The sequence below is a fragment of the Pseudomonas rhizozeae genome (assembly GCF_031583775.1).
Taxonomy (GTDB): Bacteria; Pseudomonadota; Gammaproteobacteria; order Pseudomonadales; family Pseudomonadaceae; genus Aquipseudomonas.
This window is the reverse complement of sequence record NZ_JAVLSB010000059.1, coordinates 229,809-244,588: the sequence shown is the minus strand read 5'-3', so window position 1 is coordinate 244,588 and position 14,780 is coordinate 229,809. Positions and strand designations below refer to the sequence as shown.

The 14,780-nt window shown below is 61.3% G+C and carries 15 protein-coding genes; 8 read left to right on the top strand and 7 right to left on the bottom strand.

The genetic code is table 11. The features are described 5' to 3' along the window. Positions 1-444: 444 nt before the first annotated feature. The 4 genes from rhtA (at position 445) to RG836_RS21450 (ending at position 3,180) form a co-directional block, all read left to right on the top strand. Positions 445-1,332 (top strand): threonine/homoserine exporter RhtA, encoded by an 888-nt coding sequence (gene rhtA, locus RG836_RS21465; protein WP_310849329.1) that lies wholly within the window; start codon positions 445-447, stop codon positions 1,330-1,332. 162 nt (positions 1,333-1,494) lie between these two features. Then, positions 1,495-1,776, top strand: coding sequence for a hypothetical protein (locus tag RG836_RS21460; protein ID WP_310849327.1), 282 nt, complete (start codon positions 1,495-1,497; stop codon positions 1,774-1,776). A 48-nt stretch (positions 1,777-1,824) separates the two neighbouring features. Then, entirely contained in the window at positions 1,825-2,553 is a 729-nt protein-coding gene (locus RG836_RS21455; protein WP_310849325.1) for an SDR family oxidoreductase, read from the top strand. A gap of 36 nt (positions 2,554-2,589) precedes the next feature. Further along, positions 2,590-3,180 (top strand): 2-hydroxychromene-2-carboxylate isomerase, encoded by a 591-nt coding sequence (locus tag RG836_RS21450; protein WP_310849324.1) that lies wholly within the window; start codon positions 2,590-2,592, stop codon positions 3,178-3,180. On the opposite strand, the gene RG836_RS21445 is transcribed toward RG836_RS21450, so the two are convergent. Then, the gene (locus RG836_RS21445) at positions 3,177-4,175 is read right to left on the bottom strand and encodes a zinc-dependent alcohol dehydrogenase family protein (protein ID WP_310849322.1); all 999 of its coding nucleotides are present in this window, start codon (positions 4,173-4,175) and stop codon (positions 3,177-3,179) included. The genes RG836_RS21450 and RG836_RS21445 overlap by 4 nt on opposite strands. Before the next feature lie 113 nt (positions 4,176-4,288). On the opposite strand from RG836_RS21445, the gene RG836_RS21440 reads away from it, so the two are divergent. Then, positions 4,289-5,197, top strand: coding sequence for a LysR family transcriptional regulator (locus RG836_RS21440; RefSeq protein WP_310849320.1), 909 nt, complete (start codon positions 4,289-4,291; stop codon positions 5,195-5,197). Here the strand turns inward: RG836_RS21440 and RG836_RS21435 are convergent. From RG836_RS21435 to RG836_RS21420, 4 genes are all read right to left on the bottom strand, one after another. Continuing rightward, complete coding sequence (locus RG836_RS21435; RefSeq protein WP_310849318.1) at positions 5,190-6,998, bottom strand: aminopeptidase P family protein; 1,809 nt, start codon at positions 6,996-6,998, stop codon at positions 5,190-5,192. The two genes, RG836_RS21440 and RG836_RS21435, sit on opposite strands and share 8 nt — an antisense overlap. A gap of 50 nt (positions 6,999-7,048) precedes the next feature. Beyond that, positions 7,049-8,215, bottom strand: a complete 1,167-nt coding sequence (locus tag RG836_RS21430) for an aminotransferase class V-fold PLP-dependent enzyme (protein ID WP_310849316.1) — start codon at positions 8,213-8,215, stop codon at positions 7,049-7,051. 204 nt (positions 8,216-8,419) lie between these two features. Next, on the bottom strand, positions 8,420-9,034 hold the full coding sequence (locus RG836_RS21425; RefSeq protein WP_310849314.1) for a LysE family translocator: 615 nt from the start codon (positions 9,032-9,034) through the stop codon (positions 8,420-8,422). A gap of 95 nt (positions 9,035-9,129) precedes the next feature. After that, complete coding sequence (locus RG836_RS21420) at positions 9,130-9,399, bottom strand: hypothetical protein (RefSeq protein WP_310849312.1); 270 nt, start codon at positions 9,397-9,399, stop codon at positions 9,130-9,132. A gap of 314 nt (positions 9,400-9,713) precedes the next feature. On the opposite strand from RG836_RS21420, the gene RG836_RS21415 reads away from it, so the two are divergent. The 3 genes from RG836_RS21415 to RG836_RS21405 all read left to right on the top strand — a co-directional run bounded on the left by RG836_RS21415 (position 9,714) and on the right by RG836_RS21405 (position 12,309). Further along, positions 9,714-10,172: a VOC family protein gene (locus RG836_RS21415; protein WP_310849310.1), complete on the top strand. Its 459-nt coding sequence runs from the start codon at positions 9,714-9,716 to the stop codon at positions 10,170-10,172. Positions 10,173-10,461: 289 nt separating this feature from the next. Next, positions 10,462-11,337, top strand: a complete 876-nt coding sequence (locus RG836_RS21410) for an alpha/beta fold hydrolase (protein WP_310849308.1) — start codon at positions 10,462-10,464, stop codon at positions 11,335-11,337. Between the two features lie 21 nt (positions 11,338-11,358). After that, positions 11,359-12,309 (top strand): LysR substrate-binding domain-containing protein, encoded by a 951-nt coding sequence (locus RG836_RS21405; RefSeq protein WP_310849306.1) that lies wholly within the window; start codon positions 11,359-11,361, stop codon positions 12,307-12,309. Between the two features lie 131 nt (positions 12,310-12,440). On the opposite strand, the gene leuD is transcribed toward RG836_RS21405, so the two are convergent. Together leuD and leuC are read right to left on the bottom strand one after the other, a co-directional pair. Next, complete coding sequence (leuD, locus tag RG836_RS21400; protein ID WP_310849304.1) at positions 12,441-13,055, bottom strand: 3-isopropylmalate dehydratase small subunit; 615 nt, start codon at positions 13,053-13,055, stop codon at positions 12,441-12,443. Then, positions 13,052-14,473, bottom strand: a complete 1,422-nt coding sequence (gene leuC / locus RG836_RS21395) for a 3-isopropylmalate dehydratase large subunit (RefSeq protein ID WP_310849302.1) — start codon at positions 14,471-14,473, stop codon at positions 13,052-13,054. Before leuC ends, leuD begins: the two co-directional genes overlap by 4 nt. Positions 14,474-14,780: the final 307 nt, after the last annotated feature.

Here is a 14,780-nt window from a genome sequence, read left to right as displayed (position 1 = left end):
TTATTTCAAGAAGTTTTCAAAGTTTCCTCTGCAACTTCAACCACTTGCGCTTTCGATCTCTCGTTAGCGGGAGGCGAATTCTACAGCGTTACTCGCTGCTGTCAACACCTCTTTTACAGCGCTTTCGACCGAGAAGATCGAATCGTTAACAAGGCTCAAACCCACCGCCTTATCAACTCCTTCCGGGCTTCGATGAACTGAAGCCAGTTACTGCCGAAAACATCATAACCCATTGAAACTCAAGGAGTTTTCCGTTTCGACTGCGCCGGAAGTGGGGCGAATTATAGACCTCCAGGATTTGCCGTCAACCAATAATTGCTCTTTTCTATCGAAATATCTAAAGCCGTAAGAAATCCTGCTTATATATAGACGCAAACCCGCACTATGCGCACTATATTGCCCAAAGCTTCGTTACTGCCTTTAATAATCGGACGATCTCGCGCAATGAATGAACAACCCCGCAGCCTGGCCACGGCGCTCTTCCCGGTCGGTCTGCTGCTGATCGCCATGGCGTCGATCCAATCAGGCGCCTCTCTGGCCAAAAGCATGTTTCCCATCGTCGGCGCGCAAGGCACAACGACACTTCGGCTGATCTTCGCCAGCGTGATCATGTTGCTGCTGTTACGCCCCTGGCGCGCCAAGCTGACTGCCAAATCGTTACGCACCGTGATCATTTACGGCATCGCGCTCGGCGGCATGAATTTCCTCTTCTATATGTCACTGCGCACTGTCCCGCTGGGCATTGCGGTAGCGCTTGAGTTCACCGGGCCTTTGGCGGTTGCGATCTATGCCTCACGCCGCGCCATCGACTTTCTATGGATCGCCCTCGCGGTCTGTGGGTTGCTGTTGCTGATCCCCACCGGTGCCACCAGCAGCGGGATCGATCTGCTGGGTGCCGGTTATGCCCTGGGTGCCGGGGTCTGCTGGGCGCTGTACATTCTGTTCGGGCAGAAGGCCGGGGCTGACAACGGAGTCCAGACTGCCGCCCTCGGCGTGATGATCGCCGCGCTGTTTATCGCCCCGGTAGGCATCGTTCATGCGGGCGCCGCATTGCTCACGCCCTCACTGATTCCCGTGGCTCTAGCCGTTGCGGTGCTGTCGACCGCCCTCCCCTATACCCTTGAGATGGTTGCCCTGACGCGCATGCCCGCTCGCACCTTCGGGACACTGATGAGTGTTGAGCCCGCATTCGGCGCACTGTCAGGTCTGCTGTTTCTCCACGAATACCTGACGCTGGCGCAATGGCTGGCGATTCTGTGCATCATCATGGCCTCCGTCGGTGCCACTCTGACCATGGCGTCCAACGCACAGCCTGCAGTGCCGGCGGATTGATCGGGCTCGTGATGAAGGTCTGGCATTTAGCGCATATTTAGGCCATGTTTAGCCCCGTTAATAAACGCCACCCTGGAGCATTCGGATAAGGAAATCAGCCAACACAGGTGTGAACACAGCCGAACTCGGGCGCCAGACCCGAGGCAGCTATTAAGGATGGGAATGAAACGACTTTTGCTATTGATCGCCGTACTGGCCGTTGCGGGCTGCGCGGCGACGTCGAAGACCGAAATCAAGCACGGCCGTAAAGGCTTGCACATTAACTGTTCGGGGCTCTCTTCGTCCTGGGACAAGTGCTACACCAGCGCTGCCAATTCCTGCGCGCCCAAGGGTTACAAGGTGATTGCCAAGTCCGGGGATACGGTAGAAGAACCCGGCGATTATCCGTTCGGCCTCAACCCCGCGGGCTACACCAGCCGCAGCATGATTGTGATCTGCAAATAATCGCCCTTGGCGCCGCGCTAACGTTCGCTGACTGAAGGACGCTCTCTTATGAATAACAAGAAAGTCGTGTTGGTAGTGGGTGCTGGGGACGCCACGGGTGGTGCCATCGCCAAGCGCTTCGCCCGGGAAGGGTATATCGCCTGCGTGACCCGGCGCAGTGCCGACAAATTGCAACCGCTGGTGGATGCCATCGAAGCCAGCGGCGGTCAGGCCCACGGTTTTGCCTGCGATGCGCGCAAGGAAGACGACGTGGTGGCCCTGGTCGAACGGATCGAAAGCCAGATCGGCCCAATTGAAGCCTTTGTCTTCAACATCGGCGCCAACGTGCCGTGTAGCATTCTCGAAGAAACTGCCCGCAAGTATTTCAAGATTTGGGAAATGGCCTGTTTCTCCGGTTTTCTCAACGCCCGGGAAGTGGCCAAGCGCATGGCCCAGCGCCAACGCGGCACCCTTCTGTTTACCGGAGCCACCGCCAGTACGCGCGGCGCCGCTGGTTTCGCAGCCTTCGCCGGGGCCAAGCACGGCATCCGCGCCCTGGCGCAAAGCATGGCCCGCGAACTGGGGCCGATGAACATCCATGTCGCGCATATCGTGGTGGACGGCGCCATCGACACCGATTTCATCCGCGAGAGCTTCCCCGAAAAATACGCGACGAAGGACGAGGGCGGCATTCTCGACCCCGACCATATCGCGGAAAACTACTGGTACCTGCACACCCAGCCACGGGACGCCTGGACGTTCGAACTGGACCTGCGGCCCTGGAGCGAACGCTGGTAAGCACTTCCTGACAACAACAAGCAGAGCGCGCAGCCCATGAGCAAAGATGTGGAGTTCTATTTCGACCTTGGCAGCCCGGCGACTTACCTGGCTTACACCCAGTTACCGACGATCTGCGCACGAACCGGCAGCCAACTGATCTACCGGCCGATCCTGCTCGGCGGCGTGTTCAAAGCCACCGGTAACGCTTCGCCCGCGACCATCCCGGCGAAAGGTCGCTACATGTTCCAGGACCTCGACCGCTACGCCCACCGCTACGGCGTGCCGCTGAAATTCAATCCCCACTTTCCGATTAACACGCTGATGCTGATGCGCGCGGTTACAGGTATCCAACTGCGCCAACCGCAACGCTTCGTGGCGTTCATCGATTGCCTGTTCCGCGCCCTGTGGGTCGATGGCAAAGCCCTCGACGACCCGGCAACCGTCGCGGCCGTGCTCAGCCAGAACGGCTTCAATCCCGAAGAGGTGCTGGCAATGACCGCCGATGAAGAGATCAAGGCCGCGCTCAAGGACCACACAGAACACGCCGTAAAGCGCGGTGTGTTTGGCGCACCGACCCTGTTCGTCGGCGACCAGATGTTTTTTGGCCAGGATCGCCTGGATTTTGTCATCGAAGCCTTGGCTTAAATCTCCACCACCAACTTGCCTTGGGCGGCTCCCGTACGGAGTCGTTCATGAGCCTGCTCAGCGGTCTGCAAACTGAACCGCTGCGGATCGAGCAACGGCCGCAACTGCCCCGCTTCGATCAACTGCGCGGCTTGCGCAAGAATTCGCCCGTGATGCTCACGCCCCTGACCACTCAGCAACGGCAGCAGCGTAAACACCCCCGAATAGGTCGCTGCCCGAAACGACAATGGCGCCAGGCTGTGCTCACCCCAGCCCAGGCAACTCAGCACATGACCGCCATGCATACGGGCAGCCTTGAACGACGCATCCAGCGTTGCGCCACCCACGGTGTCGTAAATAATGTCGAAACCCTCCCCTGCCGTGTGTTCCGCCACGTATTGCTCCACGGTGCTTTGCTGGTAGTCGATGAAGGTCGCGCCGAAGCCCTCGATCACGGCGCGACTGTGCGCTGAACCGGTGGCATACACTTCGGCACCAAAAGCTCGAGCCAGTTGCACCGCCACATGTCCGACCCCGCCGGCACCACCGTGCACCAGCACTCGCTGACCGGACTGCACCCGCGCCCGATCGACCAAACCCTCCCAGGCAGTGATCAGCACCAAAGGCAACGCCGCCGCTTCCCGCGGGCTCAAATTAGCTGGTTTGCGCGCCAACAGTTGCGCATCCACTGCAGCATATTCGGCCAGCGAACCCGGCACGCCACCGATCCCGGTGGCCATCGCATACACTTCGTCACCCACCGCCCAACCTTCGACTCCCTCCCCTATTTGCGCCACCGTGCCGGCCAGATCGATGCCCAGTATCGCTGGTAATGGCTGGCGAGCATGAGCCCCCTGCCCCGCGCGGATTTTCAAATCCAGCGGATTGACCCCGCTGGCTGCGATCTTCACCAGCACCTGCCCGGCGCCCGCTGCGGGCCGGGCAACTGAGGTCAAGCGTAACGGACCGTTGGCAGAGTCGACCATCAGCGCAAGCATCTCTATTAAGTCAGTCATTTCGCTCTCTCATGTCAGAAGAAGTGACGGCCATCATCAGCCGGCTCACTCATGCCGATAAGAGGCTTAATAGCTATAGTGACCATGCCTTATTGGCATGAATTGGAGATTCCGTGGACAAACTCAATGCGATGGCGATTTTCGTGCGTGTGGTCGAACGCGGCAGTTTTTCTGCAGTGGCGCGGGAGCTGCAGACCAGTCAGCCGACCATCAGCAAAATCCTCCGCAGCCTGGAAACTGAACTTGGCGGCCGGTTAATTGCGCGCAGCACCCGTCGGCTATCGCTGACAGATGAGGGCCAGCGCTATTACCGGCAGTGCCTGGAGATCCTGGCGGCGATCGACGCCGCCGAACACAGTTTCCAATCCGGCCGGGAAACTGTCGCCGGGCCGTTGCGCATCGGCTCGTCGGTGAGTTTCGGGCGCTTGCAGATCGCTCCGCGCCTGGCCGACTTCCTCCAGCGATATCCACAGGTGCAGATTGACCTCCAACTGAGCGACGGCAACCAGGATCTGATCGCCGAAGGCATCGACGTCACTTTGCGCATGGGCGAGTTGAACGACAGCAACCTGATAGCCCGGCAGATTGGCACCACCCACCGTGTCACGGTCGCCGCGCCCGATTACCTGGCGCAACACGGCGAGCCAAGCACGCCGCAGGAGTTGCTCGCGCACAACTGTCTGCAATTCAACCTGCTGAACAGTCAGAATCTATGGAGTTACACCAAGGACGGCGAGCGTCAAGAAGTGCGGATCCAGGGCAACGCGCAGAGCAACAGCTCCGAGGCGATTCGCGCCATGGTGCTGTCAGGATTGGGAATTGCACTGTCGCCAGTGTGGCTGTTCAGCGAAGACTTGAAGGCTGGGCGGGTAGTGGCGATTTTGCCGGAGTACCGGCCGCAGTCGCTGCCGATACATGCGGTGTCCCCGGCGAATCGTCGCCAATCCGCCAGGGTCCGTGCGTTTGTCGATTACCTGAGCGACGCACTCGCCCAGGCATCGCCTATGCAGCCGATCAGATAGCCGCGGTGCGGGTGTTCAACCAGGCCAGTGCCGCGCCGTCGAGCAGCGGGCTCAGGCGCTCGCGGACTTCGGCGTGATAGGCGTTGAACCAGTCTTTCTCGTCCTGGGTCAGCAACGAAGCTTCCAGGCAACGGGTATCGATCGGGCACAAGGTCAGGGTTTCGAACTTGAGGAACTCACCGAACTCACTGCTGCCCGCTTCGCGGTTGAGCACCAGGTTTTCAATGCGTACACCCCAACGGCCCGGACGGTAGGTGCCCGGCTCGATCGAGGTGATCATGCCCGCTTGCATCGCGGTTTGCGGCGCCGGGGCCGCTTGGTAAGCGATCACTTGCGGACCTTCGTGCACATTGAGGAAGTAACCCACGCCGTGGCCGGTGCCATGACCGTAGTCGACGTTCTCGGCCCAGATCGGCGCGCGGGCAATCGAATCCAACAGCGGCGACAGAATGCCCTTGGGGAATTGCGCGCGAGACAAGGCAATCACGCCTTTGAGCACCCGGGTGCAATCGCGTTTCTGCTCGGCGGTTGGCGTGCCCACCGGCACCATGCGGGTGATGTCAGTGGTGCCGCCCAGGTATTGACCGCCAGAGTCGATCAACAGCAAGCCATCGCCCTCGATGACCGCGTGCTCTTCTTCGGTGGCGTGGTAGTGCGGCATCGCGCCATTGGCGTTGAACGCCGCAATGGTGTTGAAGCTCAGCGACACATAGCCTGGCCGGCGGGTACGGGCGGCGGTCAGGTGTTCGTCGATGGTCAGTTCGGTGATGCGCTCGCGGCCCCAAGCCGATTCCAGCCAGGTGAAAAACTCACAGAGCGCCGCGCCGTCCTGCTCCATGGCTTGGCGAATGTGCTCGGCATCGGCCAGGCTTTTTTGCGACTTGGCCAGGGTGGTCGGGTTCAAGCCTTCGACCAGTTTGACGCTGCTGTCGAGATGTTCCAGCAACCCGGCAGTGACCCGCGCCGGGTCGATTTGCAGGCTGGCGTCCTTAGGCACGGCGCGCAACGCCGCGGCCACCTCGCTGTAGTCACGCAGGTTCACGCCATCCTGTTCGAGGGTGGCGCGCAAAGCGTTGTCGACTTTGCTCAGAGCCACGAACAAAGTCGCCTGGTCTTGGCTGATCAAGGCAAAAGAAACGAACACCGGGTTAAACGACACGTCGCCGCCGCGCAGGTTGAACAGCCAGGCGATGTCGTCGAGGGTAGCGATGAAGTGCCAGTCGGCGCCCCGGGCCTGCAGGGTTTCGCGCAATTTGGCGAGTTTTTCGACGCGGCTGACCGTGGCCTGTGGGGGCAAGTGTGGATAGATCGGCGCGTTCGGCAGCGCCGGGCGGTCGCTCCAGACTTCGTTCAACAGATCGAGGTCAGTGCGAAGGCGCGCGCCACGTTCGTCGAGTTTGCTACCCAAGGTGCGCGCCGAAGCGACGGCCATCACTGCGCCGTCCACCGCCACTACGCCGCCCTCCGGGGTTTGCTCGGCCAGCCAGTCCAGCGGGCTCGGTTGACCCGGTTGCAGCTTGACCAACTCAATGCCGCTGCCCTTGAGTTCCTTGGTCGCTTGCTCCCAGTAACGGCTGTCGGCCCATACGCCGGCAAAGTCAGCGGTGACGATCAACGTCCCGACCGAACCGTGGAAACCCGACAGCCACTGCCGGCCTTGCCAATAACCGGGCAAGTATTCCGACAGGTGCGGGTCGGCCGACGGCACCAGCAGGGCGTGAATGCCCTCGCGGCTCATCAGCTCACGGGTCTGCGCCAGGCGCTGCGGTACCGACCCTGGGGTCAAAAGCTGCGTTGTCATCATGTCTCCTGCTAACCACTCATTATTATCAGTGCCGATGGCGATCGGCGTTACGGAGCAATCGCCCAGAATGCCGGGGCACTGGCGACGGCTGCTTTGATCAGGTTCACGGCCTGGTCGATATCCTGTTCGGTGCTGTACCGACCCAGGCTCAAGCGAATCGTGCGACTGGCTGAACGGGCGTCATGCCCCAAAGCCAACAACACGTGGGACGGTGCGTTGCTCGCGGAGTTACAGGCCGAGGTCGCGGAAAACGCGATCGAGGTACTGAGCGCCGCTGAATTGAACTCGCCCTCATTGAAGGTCAGGCTCAAGGTGTGGGGGATGCGTTGCTTGGCGCAGCCATTGAGGCGCACACCGGGCAGGCTCAGCAGACCTTCAAGCAAGCGCTCGCGCAGGCGCACAATGGTTGCGTGCTCTTCGGCGAATCCTGATTGCGCCAGCGCGAAGGCTTCACCCATGGCGACAATTTGATGGGTGGCCAGGGTGCCGGAGCGCAAACCGCCCTCGTGCCCGCCGCCGTGAATCTGCGCCTGCAAACGTTGCTCGGCGCGCGGCCCGACGTACAACGCGCCGATGCCTTTGGGGCCATACAATTTGTGCGCGGAAAACGACATCAGGTCCACCGGCCACTGCGCCAGGTCGATTGCCACCTTGCCCGCCCCTTGCGCCGCGTCGACATGCAATAGCGCGCCGCGCTCACGCACCACTTGGCCAATCGCGCGGATGTCATTAAGGGTGCCAAGTTCGTTGTTGACCAGCATCAGCGACACCAGAAAGGTATCGTCGCGCAATGCTTCGCTCACCGCCTCGGCGGTGATCACACCGTCAGCGTTAGGGACCAGATACGTCACCGCCACGCCGGCATCCTGCAACTGCCGGGCGGTGTCGAGAATGGCTTTGTGTTCGATCTGGCTGGTGATGACATGGCCGCCCGGCACACCGCGAGCCTGGGCCACACCCTTGAGCGCAAGGTTGTTCGACTCGGTGGCGCCGGACGTCCAGACGATTTGCTCGGGCTGTGCGCCCACCAGCTCCGCGACCTGGCGCCGCGCCTGCTCAACCGATTGCCGGGCCTGCTGGCCGAACGCATGGGAGCTGGAGGCAGGGTTGCCGAAGTTGCCGTCGAAACCCAGGCACTCGACCATGACCTTGATGACCCGCTCATCCACCGGCGTGGTGGCGGCGTAATCGAAATACAGCGGACGTTTATTCATAAAAGACTCACAGAGCATGTTCCGGGATCGGGAAGCACGTCGCTGAACCGTCAAGGCGCAGCCTCGTGAGCTGCGCCGATCATTCAGCGCGTTATCAATACCTGATCGCAGACCGTTAAAGAAGCAGGACCTCATTTAAAAGTGCGTAGGAACGCTCCTGTTCGTGAGCTTAACAGGCATCGGGCGCCGGGTTGAAGCAACGCGTCAGCTGATGCTCTCGTGCAGCAGCGGATATAACGAAGCTACCAGCAACGCCGCCATGCCCCAGTTGAACAACCGCAGCCAGCGAGGATCGCGCAGCACGTTACGTAACAGGCTGCCGCAACCGGCCCACACCCCGACACTCGGCAGGTTGATCAGGGCAAACACTGCGGCAATCACGATGACGTTGATGAAGTAGCCTTGCAACGGGGTGTAAGTGCTGATGGCGCCAATGGCCATGATCCAGGCCTTGGGGTTGACCCACTGAAATGCGGCCGCGCCGAGGAAGCTGATCGGCTTGCCCTGCCCTTGATCCGTCTCCGACACCGGGCCGGAATGGGCGATTTTCCACGCCAGATACAACAGGTACGCCGCACCGACGTAGCGCAGGATCGTGTACAGCAAGGGATAGGTCTGGAATACCGCGCCCAGGCCGAAGCCGACACCCAGCACCAGGGCGAAGAAGCCGCAGGTAATGCCGAGCATATGCGGGAGGGTACGCTGGAAACCGAAATTGACCCCCGAGGCCAGCAGCATGGTGTTGTTCGGGCCGGGAGTGATCGAGGTAACGAGGGCAAACAGGGCGAAGCCTAACAGCAGGTCCAGCGAGAGCGTCATGGCGGGCAGTCCATCGGGGTCAGTCAGGTCCTGACCCTATCCCACGTGGCGCGGGAAACCCATGGACAGTTGCCCAAACTTGCAGCCATACAGTTTCAGATAGGGCGGCCGAAGGTCCGTACTGCGCGCTCGGCGCTCATCACGCCTTGGCTGTCGAAACCGTAGGACTTCTGTGGCTGGCCCAGCACCTGGGCTTTTTTCGATTGGTATTCATCAAAGGACAGACCACGACGCCCCAAGTCTTCCAGCGCCAGTTGACGGCTTTCTTCTTCGGAGTAAGGACGCAATTCCGGGGACACGTGGCTCGCGCATCCGGCAAGTACAGAGAGGGCAAGCAACAACAGTGGGGCGGCTAACGTTTTCATGGCGGTGGTCCTGAGAAGGTTGTGTCTGGGCAATGAACACAGGCTACGCGCCGCCCCCGGCGAGCAGAAATCACCGTTCTCGATAGTCGCTATCGAGTTTGCCTACCAACACCCCGCTGCAAACGGGAGCCGGCCTGTTCGCGAAGCCGCTTGCCCTGCCAGCGCAAAACCAGAGTTGCGGCGCCCTCTGTTGCGCCAGATTCGGTGCTGCGTTCGTCGGTCACCGACGGGGAGCTACAGGAGCTGACCTATAGTTAATCGACCGGAATTCGACGAAACACCCCTTCATTCTCATCAAGACAGGGAGAACCGTCATGAACGTGAAATCGATTCCCGAAGGTTACAGCAGCATCACGCCCTACCTCGGCATTCACAAAGCCGCCGAGGCCATCGAGCTCTATAAGAAGGCGTTCGGCGCCATCGAGGTCATGCGCCTGAGCACGCCCGACGGCGGCATTGGTCACGCCGAACTGCGCATTGGCAACAGCCCGATCATGCTCGGCACACCGTGCTCCGAAGGACCACTGAGCAATCCCGACAGCTCGCCGTCGGTGGGTTTGTATTTATATGTGCATGACGTCGATGCCGCTTGGGCCCAGGCGATTAGCGCCGGGTGCACGGCAGTGTATGAGGTTAAGGATCAGTTTTACGGCGACCGTTCGGGCACTTTGAAAGACCCGTATGGGCATCTGTGGTTTTTGGCCACACATAAAGAGGACCTGACCCTGGAGCAGATCGAGCAGCGGGCGAAGGAGATGTTTAACCAGGGTTGAACATTTTATAGCCCGGGCTGGCCTCATCGCGGGCAAGCCCGCTCCCACAGTGATTGGCGTTGTATCTAGAATGTCCAGACACATCGGCCCCTGTGAGAAGGAGATGTGTTGTACATAAAATCTCCAGACACCTTGGCCCCTGTGGGAGCTGGCTTGCCAGCGATGGCGTCCGACCAGACGCTACACATGTGCTTGAACACACTTCATGAACAGGCACACCACGCTTTACCCCTTGCCCTCACGGCGCCGGGCTTCCAGGATGACGGCAATTCTTTCCAGGACTCAGCCCATGTTTGCCGGATTCGTCAAAGACCAGCGCCACGTTAACGGTATCGACATCGCCTACCGCCTCGGCGGCACGGGCCCCGGCTTGCTGTTGTTGCACGGTCACCCGCAGACCCACGTGATCTGGCACAAAGTCGCCGAGCAACTGGCCGAGCACTTCACCGTGGTCGCCGCCGACCTGCGAGGCTACGGTGATAGCGCGCGACCGGACGCGGACGCTGACCATGTGAACTACTCAAAACGGACCATGGCCAGCGATGCCCTGGGGTTAATGCAATCCTTGGGTTTCGAGCAGTTCTCGGTGCTCGCCCATGACCGTGGCGCCCGGGTCGCCCATCGCCTGGCGCTGGACCATCCGCACGCGGTGCAACGCATGGTGCTACTGGACATCGCCCCGACCCTGGCGATGTACGCCCAGACCAACGAAGCCTTCGCCCGCGCCTACTGGCACTGGTTCTTCCTGATCCGCCCCGCACCGCTGCCGGAAACCCTGATTGAAGCCAACCCCGAAGGTTACCTGCGCAGCGTGATGGGCAGCCGCAGCGCCGGGCTCAAGCCGTTTACCGACGAAGCCTTCAGCGAGTACATGCGTTGCCTACAGATTCCCGGTAGCGCCCGGGGCATTTGCGAGGACTACCGGGCCAGCGCCAACATCGACCTGGCACACGATCGCGCCGACCTGGCCGCCGGCCGTCATTTAACCTTGCCGCTGCTGGTGCTGTGGGGCGCGGACGGCACGGTCGGGCGCTGCTTCGATCCGCTTAAAGAATGGCAGCAAGTCGCCACCAACGTGCGCGGCAACGCCTTGCCGGCCGGGCATTACATCGCCGAAGAAGCGCCGCAATTGCTGCTGGCCCAAGCGCTGGAGTTCCTGCGCTGAAGCTTGGTTGCGGGCGATGCTATGCTGGCGGCACCTGTCACCAGTCCGCGCTCTGCCATGACCCAAAAGAAAGACACCGTGCCCCTGCCAGAAGACCTGCGCGTCTTCCTCACCGTGATTCGCAAGGCCGGTTTTGCCGCCGCCGCCGATGAACTGGGGCTGTCACCGGCCTACGTCAGCAAACGCATTCAGATCCTCGAAACCACCCTCGGTACCCGCCTGCTGCACCGCACCAGTCGGCGCATTGCCATGACTGAGGACGGCGAGCGCGTGCAGCGCTGGGCGTTGCGCATTCTCGAGGATTTCCAGCAACTGCACGATGAACTCAGCGACGCCCACGACAGCCCCCGTGGGCGTCTGCACCTGTGCAGCAGTTTTGGTTTCGGCCGCAACCATGTAGCGCCGGCGGTTTCATTACTGGCCGAGCGCTATCCGGACCTGCAGATTCGCCTCGACCTGTTCGACCGCGTGGTGGATATCGTCAATGAAGGCTTCGACCTGGAAATCCGCGTCGGTGACGACATCCCCGGCCAGCACATCGGCCGCCGGCTGGTGAGTAACCGCCGAGTGCTGTGCGCCGCGCCCGGTTACCTGCAACGGCACGGCACGCCGCACACCCTGGCCGATCTGGAACAGCATCACTGCCTGGTGATCAAGGAACGGGACAACGCCTTCGGCATCTGGAACCTGGAGCGCGACGGTGAGCCAGAGAACGTGCGGGTCAGCGGGCCGTTGTCCTCGAACAACGGCGAGATCGTGCTGCAATGGGCCCTCGACGGACGCGGAGTGTTGCTGCGTTCACTGTGGGACGTAAAACCGCTGCTGGAGCAGGGCCGACTGGTGCAACTGCTGCCCGACTACACGCAAAGCGCCAACGTCTGGGCGGTGTATCCGACGCGACTGGCGTACTCGGGTAAACTGCGGGCCTGCGTGGAGTTTTTGCAGGCGCATTTCAAGGGGTTGTCGCTCTAGCTTATTCACCACGAAACAAATGTGGGAGCGAGCCTGCTCGCGAATCGGGTGCATCAGTCAAAAGCGTCGGCGACTGATCCACTGCTTTCGCGAGCAGGCTCGCTCCCACCTGTTTTTTTAGTGGATTGGAATCAGCACAACCATGGACTCGCCGCCAGATGCTCGCGCTCGAAGGCTTTGATCTGCTCACGGCGCTGCAAGGTGCTGCCGATGGCATCGAGGCCGAGCAACAGCGCGGTCTTGCGCAGGGTGTCGATCTCAAACGGGATGACTTCGCCGTCGTTCAACACGATCTGCTGTGCCTCCAGGTCGACGCTGATCCGCGCGCCCTCCGCCCGGCTGACCACTTGCCCCAAGCGTTGCGCCACCGGCTCGTCCAGGGTGATCAGCAATACCCCGTTGCGCTGGCAGTTGTCGTAGAAGATCCCGGCGAAGCTGCTGCCGATCAGCGCGCGGATGCCCATTTGCTGCAAGCCCCACACCGCGTGTTCACGGCTGGAACCGCAGCCGAAGTTCGGCCCCACCACCATAAAACTCGCGCCCTGCCAGGCCGGTTGATTGAGCACGAAGTCGGGGTTGGGCTGGCGGTCTGGCAAAAAGCGCAGGTCGAAGAACAACCCGCGATCCAGCCCGGCGCGGTCGATGCCCTTGAGGAATTGCTTGGGCATGATCACGTCGGTGTCGATGTTCGCAGCGAGCATCGGCGCGGCCTGGCCGCTGACCTGGGTGAAGGGTTGCAGGCTCATGGGCGGGCTCCAAAGTGGCGGATGTCGGTCAGGCGACCGGTGATGGCGGCTGCGGCGACCATTGCCGGGCTCATTAAATGCGTTCGGGCGCCGGCGCCCTGGCGGCCTTCAAAGTTACGGTTGGTGCTGGAGGCGCAGCGGTCACCGGGCGCCAGCACGTCGTCGTTCATTGCCAGGCACATCGAGCAACCGGACTGCCGCCATTCGAAACCGGCGTCGATAAAGATTGCCGCCAGGCCTTCGGCTTCGGCCTGGTAGCGAACCTCGGTAGAACCGGGAACGATCATTGCCCGCACGTGCTCCGCCACATGCTTGCCGCGCACCACGCTGGCGGCATCGCGCAAATCTTCGATCCGCGCGTTGGTGCAGGAACCGATAAAGGCATGGCTGATGACGATGTCACTGAGCGGCATGCCCGCCTCCAGCCCCATATAGTTGAGGGCGCGGCGCATATCCTGGCGCAGGATCAGGTCGCTGATGGCTTGCGGATCGGGCACGCGAGCGCCGATCGGCGCGGCCTGGTCGGGGCTGGTGCCCCAAGTGACCATGGGTTCCAGCGCACGTGCGTCGAGATGCACTTCACGGTCGAAGCGCGCATCGGGGTCGCTGCGCAGGGCACGCCACTGGGCCACGGCCTGATCCCACAACACACCCTTCGGCGCGCGAGGCTTGTCCTTGAGATAGGCGAAGACTTTCTCGTCCGGCGCCATGAATGCACCCCGCGCACCCGCCTCTACCGCCATGTTGCAGATGGTCATGCGCGCTTCAACGCTCAACGCATCGATGGTCGAGCCGCAGAATTCGATGGCATACCCGGTGGCCCCCGACGCGCCGATCTGGCCGATCAGCGCCATGATCACGTCCTTGGACGTCAGGCCGACGCCCAGCTCACCGTCCACCGTCACTCGCAAGGTTTTCAGGCGTTTGTAGACCAGGGTCTGCGAGGCCAATAAATGTTCGATTTCCGAAGTGCCGATGCCGAAGCCGAAGGCACCCAGGGCGCCATAAGTGGTGGTGTGGCTGTCGCCGGCGGCGATCACCATGCCCGGCAGGATGAAACCCTGCTCCGGGGCGATCACATGCTCGATGCCCTGGCGCGGGTCGAGGATGTCGAGCAACTCGATGCCGAAATCCCGGCAGTTCTGCGCCAGGTACGACACCTGCCGCGCGCCGCCGGCATCCGGCATGGCGGCGACCCGCACGGGCGCGGTGGGGTTGACGTGATCGACCACCGCCAGCGCCGTTTCAGGCCGCCAGACCGTGCGCCGCGCCTCGCGCAAACCGCTGAATGCCTGGGGGCTGGTGTATTCGTTGATCACCTGGCGGTCGATGTACAACAGCACATGGCCCTGGTCATCGAGGCGGCACACGGTGTGTGAATCGATGTGTTTGTCGTAGAGGGTTCTTGCAGGCGTCATCACGGCACTCGCTCGGAGGAAAGTACGCCGGCGTGGGGCTGCGGCGTCTGCGTTCCATCATAGGCAGCGAGGCCCGGGCATCAATGGACGGACAGTGATCCCGTGAATCATGGATCGTGTTGTTCGAACGCCGATAACCCGAGCGAAGCCAAGTGAAGTACACTTTGTTGCACAATTTGTGAATACGAAACATTTGCTTTCAACTTAAGCTTCCGAATTAGCGGTTCCCGTTCGTCTTATCCAGATGTATTCGGCTAGCGTAGGCATCCGCCACGGCTGGATTTTCCCGGACTTAACGCTGCGAAGC

Coding starts and splice junctions, on each gene's coding strand:
- RG836_RS21450 (WP_310849324.1), top strand. CDS start 2,590: ATGAGCAAAGATGTGGAGTTCTATTTCGACCTTGGCAGCCCGGCGACT.
- leuC (WP_310849302.1), bottom strand. CDS start 14,473: ATGACGCCTGCAAGAACCCTCTACGACAAACACATCGATTCACACACC.
- rhtA (WP_310849329.1), top strand. CDS start 445: ATGAATGAACAACCCCGCAGCCTGGCCACGGCGCTCTTCCCGGTCGGT.
- leuD (WP_310849304.1), bottom strand. CDS start 13,055: ATGAGCCTGCAACCCTTCACCCAGGTCAGCGGCCAGGCCGCGCCGATG.
- RG836_RS21420 (WP_310849312.1), bottom strand. CDS start 9,399: ATGAAAACGTTAGCCGCCCCACTGTTGTTGCTTGCCCTCTCTGTACTT.
- RG836_RS21445 (WP_310849322.1), bottom strand. CDS start 4,175: ATGACTGACTTAATAGAGATGCTTGCGCTGATGGTCGACTCTGCCAAC.
- RG836_RS21405 (WP_310849306.1), top strand. CDS start 11,359: ATGCTGGCGGCACCTGTCACCAGTCCGCGCTCTGCCATGACCCAAAAG.
- RG836_RS21425 (WP_310849314.1), bottom strand. CDS start 9,034: ATGACGCTCTCGCTGGACCTGCTGTTAGGCTTCGCCCTGTTTGCCCTC.
- RG836_RS21410 (WP_310849308.1), top strand. CDS start 10,462: ATGTTTGCCGGATTCGTCAAAGACCAGCGCCACGTTAACGGTATCGAC.
- RG836_RS21460 (WP_310849327.1), top strand. CDS start 1,495: ATGAAACGACTTTTGCTATTGATCGCCGTACTGGCCGTTGCGGGCTGC.
- RG836_RS21435 (WP_310849318.1), bottom strand. CDS start 6,998: ATGACAACGCAGCTTTTGACCCCAGGGTCGGTACCGCAGCGCCTGGCG.
- RG836_RS21415 (WP_310849310.1), top strand. CDS start 9,714: ATGAACGTGAAATCGATTCCCGAAGGTTACAGCAGCATCACGCCCTAC.
- RG836_RS21455 (WP_310849325.1), top strand. CDS start 1,825: ATGAATAACAAGAAAGTCGTGTTGGTAGTGGGTGCTGGGGACGCCACG.
- RG836_RS21430 (WP_310849316.1), bottom strand. CDS start 8,215: ATGAATAAACGTCCGCTGTATTTCGATTACGCCGCCACCACGCCGGTG.